Origin of the sequence: Sulfurimonas sp. (genome assembly GCF_032250635.1) — a bacterium.
Classification (GTDB): domain Bacteria; phylum Campylobacterota; class Campylobacteria; order Campylobacterales; family Sulfurimonadaceae; genus Sulfurimonas.
Genome location: NZ_JAVVFL010000046.1, coordinates 1 through 12,157, shown reverse-complemented (window position 1 = coordinate 12,157; position 12,157 = coordinate 1). Strand labels below are relative to the sequence as shown.

Annotated in this window: 13 protein-coding genes; 5 read left to right on the top strand and 8 right to left on the bottom strand. The window is 39.4% G+C overall.

What is annotated here, in order from left to right; genetic code table 11:
• The 6 genes from RQ763_RS04410 to RQ763_RS04385 all read right to left on the bottom strand — a co-directional run.
• A partial coding sequence (locus RQ763_RS04410; RefSeq protein WP_314151426.1) for an acetyl-coenzyme A synthetase N-terminal domain-containing protein occupies nt 1-204 on the bottom strand: 204 nt, incomplete at its 3' end.
• Entirely contained in the window at nt 185-820 is a 636-nt protein-coding gene (locus RQ763_RS04405) for a 3'-5' exonuclease (protein ID WP_314151425.1), read from the bottom strand. The genes RQ763_RS04410 and RQ763_RS04405, both read right to left, overlap by 20 nt.
• 2 nt (nt 821-822) lie before the next feature.
• Entirely contained in the window at nt 823-2,637 is a 1,815-nt protein-coding gene (locus tag RQ763_RS04400; protein ID WP_314151424.1) for a putative nucleotidyltransferase substrate binding domain-containing protein, read from the bottom strand.
• Between the two features lie 33 nt (nt 2,638-2,670).
• The gene (locus tag RQ763_RS04395) at nt 2,671-4,335 is read right to left on the bottom strand and encodes a cation acetate symporter (protein WP_314151429.1); all 1,665 of its coding nucleotides are present in this window, start codon (nt 4,333-4,335) and stop codon (nt 2,671-2,673) included.
• 3 nt (nt 4,336-4,338) lie between these two features.
• Nucleotides 4,339-4,653, bottom strand: coding sequence for a DUF485 domain-containing protein (locus tag RQ763_RS04390; protein ID WP_314151423.1), 315 nt, complete (start codon nt 4,651-4,653; stop codon nt 4,339-4,341).
• Between the two features lie 10 nt (nt 4,654-4,663).
• Nucleotides 4,664-5,995 (bottom strand): OprD family outer membrane porin, encoded by a 1,332-nt coding sequence (locus RQ763_RS04385; RefSeq protein ID WP_314151422.1) that lies wholly within the window; start codon nt 5,993-5,995, stop codon nt 4,664-4,666.
• 247 nt (nt 5,996-6,242) lie between these two features.
• Between RQ763_RS04385 and RQ763_RS04380 the strand changes: the two genes are divergently transcribed.
• Entirely contained in the window at nt 6,243-7,109 is an 867-nt protein-coding gene (locus RQ763_RS04380) for a hypothetical protein (RefSeq protein ID WP_314151421.1), read from the top strand.
• 21 nt (nt 7,110-7,130) lie between these two features.
• On the opposite strand, the gene RQ763_RS04375 is transcribed toward RQ763_RS04380, so the two are convergent.
• Both RQ763_RS04375 and RQ763_RS04370 read right to left on the bottom strand, forming a co-directional pair.
• Nucleotides 7,131-7,787 (bottom strand): response regulator transcription factor, encoded by a 657-nt coding sequence (locus RQ763_RS04375; protein WP_314151419.1) that lies wholly within the window; start codon nt 7,785-7,787, stop codon nt 7,131-7,133.
• Nucleotides 7,787-9,004: a HAMP domain-containing sensor histidine kinase gene (locus RQ763_RS04370; protein ID WP_314151428.1), complete on the bottom strand. Its 1,218-nt coding sequence runs from the start codon at nt 9,002-9,004 to the stop codon at nt 7,787-7,789. The genes RQ763_RS04375 and RQ763_RS04370 overlap by 1 nt, the downstream gene beginning before the upstream one ends.
• 93 nt (nt 9,005-9,097) lie before the next feature.
• On the opposite strand from RQ763_RS04370, the gene RQ763_RS04365 reads away from it, so the two are divergent.
• Genes RQ763_RS04365 through lpxA form a run of 4 tightly spaced genes read left to right on the top strand, consistent with a single transcriptional unit; the run spans nt 9,098 to nt 12,003 of the window.
• Complete coding sequence (locus RQ763_RS04365; RefSeq protein ID WP_314151418.1) at nt 9,098-9,601, top strand: peptidylprolyl isomerase; 504 nt, start codon at nt 9,098-9,100, stop codon at nt 9,599-9,601.
• A gap of 12 nt (nt 9,602-9,613) precedes the next feature.
• Nucleotides 9,614-10,696, top strand: coding sequence for an epoxyqueuosine reductase QueH (locus tag RQ763_RS04360; protein WP_314151417.1), 1,083 nt, complete (start codon nt 9,614-9,616; stop codon nt 10,694-10,696).
• A 54-nt stretch (nt 10,697-10,750) separates the two neighbouring features.
• Nucleotides 10,751-11,197: a 3-hydroxyacyl-ACP dehydratase FabZ gene (gene fabZ / locus RQ763_RS04355; protein ID WP_314151427.1), complete on the top strand. Its 447-nt coding sequence runs from the start codon at nt 10,751-10,753 to the stop codon at nt 11,195-11,197.
• 14 nt (nt 11,198-11,211) lie between these two features.
• Nucleotides 11,212-12,003 carry an acyl-ACP--UDP-N-acetylglucosamine O-acyltransferase gene (lpxA, locus tag RQ763_RS04350; protein ID WP_314151416.1) on the top strand — a complete coding sequence of 264 codons (792 nt, stop codon included), beginning with the start codon at nt 11,212-11,214 and terminating at the stop codon, nt 12,001-12,003.
• The last annotated feature ends 154 nt before the right edge of the window (nt 12,004-12,157 follow it).

The following is a 12,157-nucleotide window of genomic DNA, read 5'->3' as shown; positions in this document are numbered from 1 at the left end:
AAACCACTTAACAAACGGGAAATTGCTCTCATCTAAAACATTTTTAAATGGCTCTATCCAATCAATCTTCTCTTTCGCAAAACCGCCCCAAAAACCCTCATAATCATCATTTGCCGCATCCATTAGCTCCTGATATTCACACATATTTTTTATTCTTGCATCTTTTGCAAATTCTCTGTTTGGTTTAAATATCTCTTTTTTCATTACCTTTTCCTTGTGTCAATTTTAAATATATCATAGCCGTCATAATAGCGTCGTTGACGGCATTGTGCACTCCCATATTTGGGATATTGCAACTTTTAAGTATTGTATCAAACCGTAAATCAATATTTCCTTGAGGAATTAATGAAATCGTTTTATCAAAGTATATTTCAGATACTTCAATCATTCTATTTGGAAGCGTTATGCCGAGCATCTCTTTAGTGTATTTGTTTATCATGCTTACGTCAAACTCCAAATAGTATCCTACAAGTGGTCTTGAACCCACAAAATTTAAAAACTCTACAATGCCCTCCTTTGTTGTTTTTGCATCCCTTAAATCAAACGGACGAATCCCGTGAATCTTGATACTATTTGAGCTTATCTCTTTGGAGTTTTTCAAAAAAACCTCAAAAGTTTGTGACGTAAGAATTTTGTTATCTTTTATCTTTACGGCACCGATTGAGAGTATCTCATCCTTTTTTGGATTGAGTCCTGTTGTTTCAGTATCTATGACAACAAACTCTCTGCTTCTATCCTCTTCAAAAAGAAACTCAAAATTTTTGTCTTTGAGCTTTTTACGATTTTTATTGACTTTAAACTTGGAGATAAAATCAAACATCGCTAAACAACCATATTGAGATGAAAATGAAAACTCATAAATTTTTTAAATTTATTTATGATTTTAAAGCTGTCTTTTAACAGATCTCTATCAATTTTTTCTAACTTCTTAGGGTTAATGTAGTTGCTCTCTTCAATATTTTTTGCCTCTAGCATCGCCTTGAGACGGATAGAACTAAGCGTGTCAAAACTCTCAATCAGCTCAGTAGCAAATGTTTTGTCTATAACACCAATGTTGTTTAGCTCTTTGATTCTCTCAATCGTGTTTGTTGCATCAATGGCGTGCTTAAGACTTAGCGTTCTTACGCCGTGAACCAGAGCAAAAATACCGCCCTTTTTCAAGTCAAGTCTATTGTTATGCTCTTTTTCTATAACAAACCCCGAAAATATAGAGAGCGGAGTGTCAAAGTTCAAAATCGCTTTTGCGATGTGTGCTAAAACATCATCTCTTGCATAGAAGTTATTGTGAAGATGCGCTCTCAACTCTTTAAGCAAAGAGCAATCTCCCGCCACGCATTTTGAATCCAGAAATATGCTTAAGTTCTGAACACTCCCATCACTCATGTCATAGGTCCATTTGTCTATAAGAGATTTATATGAAGCCACACTTCTTCGCCAAAACTCATTGCTTACCATCACATCTCCGCTGCACTTTGGAAATCCAAGTTCGAGCAGCTGTCTGTTTAGCTCCATCATGGGCTCTCTAAATAGCTCAACATCTACGCCGTCTCTGATAACAAGTGCGTTGTCCTGATCACTCTTTATGGTCTGCTCTTCTCTGCCTTCGCTTCCCATGAGAACAAGGGCGCAATCTTTTTGCAAACTCTCTTCTACACACATCTCAAAGAGTTTTTTATATATTTTTTCATTTAAAGAGGAGAGGAGTTTTGTGATGTATCTTACCTTGACGCCTTTAGCTCTAAGTGAGACTATAAGGTTTTTAAAATCACCTCCAAGTGCTTTTAGGTCGTCAAATTTTTGCGCTTTGTCTATCTGCACGGCTATGAGGTGCGAGTGGTTTGCAAAATAGCTAAGCAGGTCAAGCTGCTCTAAAACACCGACTATCTTCTCATCCTCTTTTACCACTACTCTCTTTATCTCTTTTTGAGTCATAAGCAAAAGCGCGTTAAATAAAAAGTCGTTTTTATCTATGGTGATAAGATTGTGCGTAGCAATTTTATGGATTTCTTCTTCTGTGGAGATTCCGCCCAGTAAAACCCTCTCTCTCAAGTCGGTGTCCGTGACGATTCCAAAATCATCTCTATACTTCACTATAATGACGTTTGTTTTTAGCTCTTTTTGCTTTTTTAGAGCACTCTTAATCGACTCTTTTTCATCTACTATACATGCATTATGCAGGAAAATATTGCAGACTCTCGCTATTAGAAATGGTGTAAGTTCACTCTGCGAAGAGTAGTTTTTGAGATGTTGGTGACGCTCTATAAAATCTTTTAAAAAAAATCCCTGAACGCTTTTGTCCTGCATGAGGTCTATAAAATCTTCTTTTTTTATCTCATAGCAGATAAGATCCTCTTCTACTATGAAATCGCCATTAGCCTTCTCATAGATAAGCGCATCCGCGTCAAAGCTGTCTCCCGCATTGAAGAGCGTGTAAATCTCCCCGTCTATCATCTCTTTTACCGAGCCTTTTATGATGATATAAAAAGCTACGGATGGAAGATTTTTTGAGATAAGGAGCGTCTCTTTTGGGTAGTAAGCTATGTCAATCTTCTTCATAAGATTATCCAAAGTAATCGGGCTTAAAAGCTCAAAAGGGTGGATAGACTCTATAAGTTTTCTCTGATCAAGTATGCTCATAAATCCGCTCCTCCTTTTATATTTTCTCTCATTTTAGTGCTCAGAAGCACCCTCTGCGCCGATACCTGTCTGCGCTCTTATATATTGAGCTTCAAAAGCCTCTGCCTCATCTTTTGCCCCCTGTGAATTATCTGTTATAGAGAAGATGTATGTTCCTACAAATGCCACTATTACAGAGAAGAGTGCGGGATATTTATATGGAAAGATTGCGGTTGCATTTCCCAATATATCAACCCATACAATCGGACCGAGTATAACAAGTATAACAGCCGTTGCTAAACCTAGACTGCCCCCGATTACCGCACCGCGAGTCGTTAAGCCTCTCCAGTACATTGAAAGGAAGAGAATCGGGAAGTTCGCAGATGCCGCAATAGCAAACGCAAGACCTACAACAAAAGCAATGTTTTGCTGCTCAAATAAGATACCCATTATAATTGCAACTATTCCCAAAACAACGGTAGCCACTTTAGAGACCTTCATCTCTGTAATCGAATCAACTTGACCCTTTTTAATTACAGACGCATAAAGGTCGTGAGAGATTGCAGAAGCACCTGCTAGTGTCAGACCTGAGACAACCGCCAAAATCGTAGCAAACGCAACTGCTGAGATAAAGCCTAAGAAGAAGTCTCCTCCGACTGCATGACTTAGGTGAATAGCCGCCATGTTGTTTCCGCCAAATATCGGATATCCGCCGCTGACTGCCTGTTTTGCAAGGTCTAGGTACTGAGGGTTTTGAAAGACCATAACAATAGCGCCAAAACCGATAATGAACGTCAAGACATAGAAGTAACCGATAAAGCCTGTCGCATAAAAGACCGACTTTCTAGCCTCTTTAGCGTCACTTACCGTAAAAAATCTCATAAGTATATGAGGTAAACCAGCAACACCGAAGATGAGTGCGACCGCTAGTGAAATTGCCGATACAGGGTCGCTTACAAGACCGCCAGGGCTCATAATCTCTATGCCTTTTAACTCTGTTGCATGAGCAAAAAGTTCTCCAAAGTTAAAGTTGTAGTGAGCCATAACCGCGACTGCCATAAATGTAGCACCCGAGAGCAGTAAAAATGCCTTGATAATCTGAACCCAAGTAGTTGCCAGCATTCCGCCGAAAGTTACATAAAGTATCATTAAGATGCCGACAATAACTACCGCTACTTCATACTGAAGACCAAAAAGAAGTTGAATAAGCTTGCCTGAACCGACCATTTGAGCGATAAGATACAAGATTACTGTTGCGATAGAGCCCGATGCCGCCAAAATACGGATAGGAGTCTGTCTAAGTCTGTATGACGCGACGTCCGCAAAAGTGTACTTACCAAGATTTCTCAGAGGTTCTGCAATCATAAAGAGAATTATCGGCCAACCGACCAAGAACCCTATTGAGTAGATAAGACCATCATAACCGTTGAGATATACAAGACCCGATATTCCAAGAAAAGAAGCTGCCGACATGTAGTCGCCCGCAATCGCCATACCGTTTTGAAAACCGGTAATTCCGCCGCCTGCAGTGTAGAAATCTTTTGCACTCTTTGTACGTTTTGCCGCCCAGTATGTTATGCCCAAAGTGGCACCTACAAAGATAACAAACATTACAATTGCAGGAACGTTTAGATCTTTTTTTATAGCTTCACCTTCAATCACGCCTGCTGCAAAAACTCCTACCGTCCCAAGAATTAAAAATAAAAATATTCTACTCATCATCTACTTTTCCCTTACCGATTCTTTAATTTTGTTGTTTAAATCATCAAATTCGCCGTTTGCTCTTTTTGTATATATACCAGTTAAGATAAAAGCAAAAAATATAACAGCCATTCCAACAGGAATACCGACCGTAGTAACAGTGTCGCTTGAGAGAGGCGTTCCCAATAGCGAAGGCTCAAATGCTATGGTTAATATAAATGCAAAGTAGACCACCAGCATTGTTATTGTAAGTTTTATGGAAAATGAGCTTCTTTTTGAAACCAACTCTTGATAATTTGGATCGTTTTTAATCTTTTCAACCATCTCTTTTTGCATCTAATTCTCCTTAAAAATTGTAGTTTGCGATAAATCTGTACTCATTCCAGCCTGTTTTTCCGGCTGCACTCTGTGCAAACGCTCTTGGAAAGTTCCCGCGTAGGCGAAGTTGAAGATTTTTCACAACCTTTGGGTTGTATATAGCATCAAACCCAGCTTCACTTGCCGTTCTCTCTACGCCGTATCCGCTGTTTGCATCCATATCAAACTCTGTATAGTATGCAACTGTTGTAAGGTTAGCACCCATATCTTTAAAGTTATATGATGCCGCCACTTTTGCCGCTTCTGTTCCTGCCATAAACATATGGCGTGTTACCATCCCCTGCGTATATGCAGGCATACCGCCCCATGGAGAGACGATTGCACTCTCTAGACCTCCCTCAGCTGCCTCTACTGCACTGTTTTTGCCTGTTTTAGAGTACGCAAACGAAAGGTCAAAATTCTCTATCTTAACACCGAATTTTGCTGCAGCGTATAGACTGTCTATCTCTCCGCCAAACTCATCTCCAACCGAATCCTCTTTGATGATTTGCACACCCGCGTAAGGTTTGAGCGCATCGGTTACAAGACACTTCCATGAGTAGTTTGCCTCGCCGTAGATTATGTTCATGATGTCATGAGCGTAGTAGTCCCAAAGCTGAAGTTTGAGATTTTCAATCCCGGTATATGTAGCCGAAGCCATAGTGATACCGTCTGTTTTTTCGTCAAACGCATACGTCCCTACATTTGTAAAACTTCCAACATGGTTTTTACTATCATCATAAGAGTAACCAGAAGTAGCCGACAAAAGTCCGCCGTTATATACCCTGCCAAAAGTTCCTTGTGCAAATTTTGTCACATGCCCAAGCGTGAGGGCTGTGTTTGCGACATCTCTGTTTGTAAGCACATACGCTTCAAAAAGGTTTGGAATCATTCTCGCATCATCATCGCCTAGCATCGGAGTCGATAACTTTTGACGACCGCCTTTAAATGTCGTGTTTTCATGCTTATACTGCAGATAAGCTTCGCCAAGAATGGAATAGCCCTCATCATCCTTGCCAAAAAGTGTCGGATCTACAGTTCTGCGAGAATCTACTTCATGTGTAGTATAAAATGCGGCACCCAAACTAACTCCGTTTAACTCCGCTGTCTCATACTTCAAGTGTCCGCCTACTGCAGTAGAACCTCTGTGAGTTTGGTTTCCCGCACTCCCCTGATACTCTCTATCTATATAAAACATGCGAAGCTGTCCGCTGGCTTTTCCCTCAGAAAACATACTGTTTAAATCTTCTGCCGCGCTAAGAGCAGTAGTTGATACAGCAAATCCCATTGCCGCAATACTAAGCGCTATCTTCTTTTTCATACTTCTCCCTTTTATTATTACCCTAATCCTAAAATAGGAAAATAGCATGAACGTAGCATTGGCATTAAATATAACAATTTAGGTTTTTGGTTCTATAAAATGTGTAAAATGGTAACCTATTTTTAATATTTAATTTAGCTTAAGAAAAATGTCTCTGTGTTTCAAAGAAATAAGCTCTAAATCTTTTGCATTATAATTATTTTTTAGCGATAATGTATTGAAATTTTTTTATAAAAGGTGGAACAAGATGAAAGAAGTAATAAATATATATAGAAAGCAAAAAATCAATGTAGACTATTTTGTCAAAAGACTTATAGAGAGTTTCCCAAAAGACTACATGTCAGAAGCACAAAACATACTAAAACAGTACCGCTATATTCAGCTGATGTACGGAGTAGACTGTGAGTATAAACAGACAACTCCTATCATGTTTAAAAAAGGAGCTGACTCTTCTCATATAGGAAGCGACAAGAGCCATTATTTTGTGAAGCTGCGCTTAGATGAAAATGGAATCTATATATCAAATCCATACATCCATTATAAAACAGGCAAAGCAAGTATCTCGGTAGTTCATTTTATAAACTCTACATACTATATTTTTGATATAGATCTCATTTTTCTATTGGAAGAACTTAAGCTCATAGAGTACAACAGCTTTCATGATAAAGTAAAGAAGGTTATCTACTTTTTCGGCTCTACGGCACTGGCTTTGGTCGCTATTGCTCTTATCGGGTACGGAGTGTTTGTTTTTTTCCTTCTTATGTCCTCTTTGGCAACATCCGACTTTTTGCATGACATATTTAGATCCATAATATCCATAACGCTGGGACTAGCGATTTACGACCTTGCAAAACAGATCTTTGAGCATGAAGTTATGTACCAGTCGTTTCATAGATCCGAAGACAAACAGTATAAAGTACTAGGAAAATTTCTAATCTCAATCATCATAGCCCTCTCCATAGAGACACTGATGGTGGTATTTAAGATTGCTCTTGAAGATATCTCAAATATGGTTTCAGCCTTTTACTTGCTCATAGGCACAACCATCATGTTTGTAGGACTCGGCTATTTCTATAAAACTATTCAAGAAGCAACACCAAAAGAGGATGATTAGTGAGATGAACGGCGTGGGTAATTATGGCTTGTCTATCATATACCCCATGCCGCGGACGTTGATTATAAAGTCCTCTTTGAGATTTTTTTTGAGGCGGTTTATCTCGGCTCGGATGGTTGCGTTGTCTACTATCTGCTCGCTCCATACGTAGTTTTGGAACTGTTCAAAATCCACTATGCGCCCTCTGTTTCTTGAGAGGAGGTCTATGATTTGGGACTGTCTTTTGGTGAGTATCTGTACCTCTTGGTTAAAGAGTAGCGTTGAGTGTTCTTGGTCGTAGCTGTAGTTTTTTGAGAGCCTGAGATGTACTCTTGGAGTCGTGTCGAGAATTTTAACTCTGTTTACTCTAAGTGAGAGCTCTTTTAGATGAAAAGGTTTTTTTAGGTAGTCGTTGCATCCCAAATCATACGCGCGCGAAATATCCTCTATGTCAACCAGAGCGCTTATATAAATCGCGGGTACATGTATCTTTAGTGCGTGAATCTTCTCTAAAAAAGTGAGACCGTCAAGCCCCGGAACGGTAATGTCTAAGATGAGCAAATCATACGCACTCTCTCTTATAGCCTCTAGCGCTTTTAGTCCGTCAAAAAAGCTCTCTATCTGGTGCCCTTCGCTCTGAAGATATTCGCATATTGACTCATTGAGCATAACCTCATCTTCCAAAAGCAGTATCTTCATCAATCTCCCATCGCTTTGAACTTATAGCTAAATGCGGTCATTTCGTTGTCTGAACTTACCCTCACCTCAACGCCCTCTTCATCGCAAATACTCTTAACAAGTCTAAGTCCAAGCCCAAAACCCTCTTTTTTCTTCTCTTCTCTGTAGTAGGCTTCAAAAACTTTTCTAGTATCCTCTATAATTTTTGATCTGCTGCTTACCAAAAACTCTATAAAAGCTCCTGCTTTTTGAAGCTTTACCGCTACATTTTCGCCTGGAAGCGTGTATTTTATGGCATTGGTCAAAGTGTTGTCTACTACTCTTTGAAGCTTTGTCTCATTGAAGTATATATGCAGCTCTTCATTTGGGTTGATGTAGTTAAATGTTATTCTTGAGAACTCTGCAACTTCTCTAAAAAAATCTATCCTGCTGCTTAGAAAATTATTGAGGTTTATCGCAGTTTTTTTATACTCGATATGATCTTTTTTAACCAAGTAGCTCAAATCATCATAGATGCTGAAGATATTTTTTGCCGCAGCCTCAATCTTGGAGAGGTCTCTATCTTTTGGATGTTTCATAAGGTAGAGCTCAATACTTGTAAGTATTACGCTAAGCGGCGTATTTGTCTCATGAACCGTATAGCGCAAAAACTCCTTTTGGGCAATGAGAAGATCCTGTGAAAAGCTCTTCTGCTCCTCTAGATTTTTGTTTATCTCCAAAAGTGCCGCCGTTTTCTTCTTAACTCTCTCTTCAAGTCCGAGATTTAGCTCTTTTAGGCTCTTTTTCTGCTCATTTATTTTACTTACCATCTCATTTGCATAACCTACCATCTCTTTAAAATCTTGAAAAAATATAGTATCTGGGTTTATCGCCTCTTCGTGGTCAACCGCTTTTTTAAAAAAGTTCAAAAATGCCTCGGTGTCTCTTTGTAAAAACTTGTTAAAGAGGTTGTTTAATCCAAGAAATATGGCAAAAAGTATAAAAGAGAGCGTAACGATGGCAAGTGCGGTTCTCACCAAAAGCGACTTTAACTTTTTTTTATTTTCATCTATAAGGTTAACATCTAGAGTGTTTTCACTCTTTACAAGCGAGCTCTTCTCAAGCGCCCTCTCATAGTCTTTATACATCTCATCGACAAGAAGAGCGACAAAAACCATAGTAAGCAGAAATATGACCGTTATCGTAAAAACATTTGCCTGTTTTATTGTTATCTTTTGAAATAGTGATTTAATTTCCATGTTCAAGATTATACACTCATTTATTTTTTAATAAAACTTTTATTTAAAATATTTCACTATAATTACGAAATATTTTACAAAAAAAGGCAAAGAATGTTTGGCAAAAAACTAAGAAAATACGAGTTAAGCGAAGAAGAAGTAAACAAGCTCCAGTGGGCAAAGATAGCTACAAGCAAGGGCGATATTTGGTTGAAACTGCTTCCAGAAGAGGCTCCAAACACGGTTGCGAACTTTGCACATCTTGCAGAGTCAGGCTTTTACAACAACCTTAGTTTTCATCGCGTAATTCCAGGATTTATGGCGCAAGGCGGCTGTCCTCAAGGAACGGGAACAGGCGGACCTGACTGGGCTATACCTTGTGAGACAAAAACAAATGTAACAAAACATAGAAGAGGCGCTTTATCTATGGCTCATGCCGGACCAAACACTGGTGGAAGCCAATTTTTCATCACTTTTGTTGCAACTCCACACCTTGATGGCGTTCATACAGTTTTTGGCGCTATAGACAAAGATGATACAGAGAGTTTTGCAACGCTTGATAGCATCGAAGGTCAAGATGCAATCAACTCTATCGAGATTTTTGAGACTCGTCCCTAAACTACCAAATAAATGTTAGTACACATCTGCTGCAGCGTCGATTCACATTTTTTCTTGCAAAAGCTGCAGCACGACTACCCACAGGAGAAGCTTACAGGCTTCTTCTACGACCCAAACATCCATCCCTACTCAGAGTATCAACTTCGACTGCTTGACGTAAAACGCTCATGCAAAAAACTAGGCATCGAACTTCTTGAGGGAGAGTATGACTTTGAGGCATGGATGGAAGCTGTCAGAGGCTTGGAAAATGAGCCTGAAAAAGGCAAAAGATGTGAAGCCTGTTTTGACAAACGCTTTGAGAGAAGTGCCAAAAAAGCGCTTGAACTCGGCGAAGAAAGCTTTACGACGACACTTCTAGTCAGTCCTCTTAAATCACAAGAGCAGCTCATACACAGTGGCGAACTCTTTTTTCAAAAACACGGCATTGCGTTTGTCTCATTTGACTACCGTGCAGACGGGGGAACTCAGGAGCAGAGCCGCGTGACAAAAGAGGAGCAACTCTACCGTCAAGACTACTGCGGCTGCATCTATGGACTTAGTATGCAGCGCGAGCAGCAGGAGCGGCTTATGGATGAGATGTTCTCTCCCCTTTCAAATATTACTCTTCCCTCTTCTATACAAGAGAGGCTCGAACTCTACAGTCGCAGAAACGAACTTGAAGATGAAAATATTGCATATAAAATCATAAGAGAGAAGTTTTTGAACTATCGTCAATTTAGCCTCAAAGTAATATCAGGTAAAACAGAGGTTATTGACGCTTATGCACTTTTTTACTCCACTCTTCCTAGAAAAAAAGCACAAGGCAGAGTTGAATTTTTGCATAAAGATGTCGGTTATTTCAACCGTGAAGAGATAAAGTTTGTAACTCTTAAACACTTTAACTCCGAGTGCAATCTCGATTATAAAAATATAAAAGAGCTCCTTTTTAACCCTCCTAGTTTTGAAAAAGAGCTAAAATTTAGAGATACACTCACAGATACAAGCTACAATTTAAGCCCGATTATTGTCGTAAATGAAATACCACAAACAAAGCTAACTGTAGAACTTGATGCCAAAACTTATGAGGACACCAGAGAAAAACTAATGATTCTATAATATTTATTTTGGTAGAATAACCGAATTTATTAAATTATAAAGGTTTTACTAATGATTATGGATGTTGTAGAAATTCAAAAAATTATACCTCACCGCTACCCTTTTTTACTTCTAGATAGAGTTACAGAGATTAAAGAGAAGGAGTCTCTTGTCGGGTTTAAAAACGTAACAATAGGAGACAACGTATTTCAAGGTCACTTTCCGGGTCATCCGATCTATCCGGGCGTTATGATTTTAGAGGGAATGGCACAAGCCGGCGGCATATTGGCATTTAAAAGCATGGGCGATATGACGGAAGAAGAAGCCGCAAACAAAGTAGTCTATTTTATGAGCATCGATAAAGCGAAGTTTCGCACTCCCGTAAAACCAGGCGACAGACTTGAGTACCGCATAAGCGTCATAAAAAACAAAGGTCAAATCTGGGTGCTTGACGGCAAGGCTTATGTTGATAATGTTTTAGTATCAGAAGCTGAACTAAAAGCTATGATAGTTGATAAGTAAGAAAAGGTAAATCATTGAATAAAATCTCCCCTTTGGCAATTATTGAAGATGGTGCGGTTATAGGCGATAATGTCGAGATAGGACCCTACTGTTTCATCTCAGCAGCCACCACCATCGGCGACGGTACAAAGATAGAACAAAGCAGCTCTGTCTACGGAAAAACTACTATTGGAAAGAATAACTATATTTTTTCACATGCAGTAATCGGTTCAGCTCCGCAAGATCTTAAGTTTGCAGGCGAAGATGTAGAGCTCATAATCGGAGACAATAATAAGATAAGAGAGTTTACCCTCTTTAACCCCGGCACAAAAGGCGGCGGCGGCAAAACAATTATCGGCTCTCACAACCTTTTTATGGGTTATGTACATATCGGACATGACGTAATCATCGGCAATCACTGTATTTTAGCAAATGCTGCAACACTTGCAGGACATGTTGAGATGGGTGATTATGCCGTTATTGGCGGGATGACGCCTATCCATCAATTTGTTCATATCGGCGACTATGCGATGGTAGCAGGTGCATCTGCTCTGGCTCAAGACGTTCCTCCTTTTTGCATGGCAGAGGGAAATCGCGCAACCCTTAGAGGTCTAAATCTCACGGGACTTAGAAGACATTTAAGCCGTGAAGATATTGATGAGTTAAAATCTGCCTACAGAGATCTTTTTGAAGCAGGAAAACCGTTAAAAGAGGTTGCGAACGAGTTGTTTGAAAAAACTAAAAACCACCAAGTCCAAACTCTTTGCAACTTTATTCTCAAAACAAAACGTGGAATCCCGTACGAAAGAAAGAAAAACGATGACTAAAAAAGCACAAGTGCTTTGGGCTCTCTGCACAAGAGAACCAAGTGTTAACGTAGGTAGCGGGATTACTCCCGATACCGTAATATCTAATAAAAGAAAGAAAACTTATGCCTAAAAAAGCACAAGTGCTTTGGGCTCTCTGCCGAAGAGAACCAAG

What these genes read in the sequence shown, in the direction of transcription:
- RQ763_RS04390 (WP_314151423.1), bottom strand. Translation starts at nt 4,653, where the DNA reads ATGCAAAAAGAGATGGTTGAAAAGATTAAAAACGATCCAAATTATCAA.
- RQ763_RS04400 (WP_314151424.1), bottom strand. Translation starts at nt 2,637, where the DNA reads ATGAGCATACTTGATCAGAGAAAACTTATAGAGTCTATCCACCCTTTT.
- RQ763_RS04405 (WP_314151425.1), bottom strand. Translation starts at nt 820, where the DNA reads ATGTTTGATTTTATCTCCAAGTTTAAAGTCAATAAAAATCGTAAAAAG.
- RQ763_RS04370 (WP_314151428.1), bottom strand. Translation starts at nt 9,004, where the DNA reads ATGGAAATTAAATCACTATTTCAAAAGATAACAATAAAACAGGCAAAT.
- RQ763_RS04380 (WP_314151421.1), top strand. Translation starts at nt 6,243, where the DNA reads ATGAAAGAAGTAATAAATATATATAGAAAGCAAAAAATCAATGTAGAC.
- RQ763_RS04385 (WP_314151422.1), bottom strand. Translation starts at nt 5,995, where the DNA reads ATGAAAAAGAAGATAGCGCTTAGTATTGCGGCAATGGGATTTGCTGTA.
- RQ763_RS04395 (WP_314151429.1), bottom strand. Translation starts at nt 4,335, where the DNA reads ATGAGTAGAATATTTTTATTTTTAATTCTTGGGACGGTAGGAGTTTTT.
- RQ763_RS04365 (WP_314151418.1), top strand. Translation starts at nt 9,098, where the DNA reads ATGTTTGGCAAAAAACTAAGAAAATACGAGTTAAGCGAAGAAGAAGTA.
- RQ763_RS04375 (WP_314151419.1), bottom strand. Translation starts at nt 7,787, where the DNA reads ATGAAGATACTGCTTTTGGAAGATGAGGTTATGCTCAATGAGTCAATA.
- RQ763_RS04360 (WP_314151417.1), top strand. Translation starts at nt 9,614, where the DNA reads ATGTTAGTACACATCTGCTGCAGCGTCGATTCACATTTTTTCTTGCAA.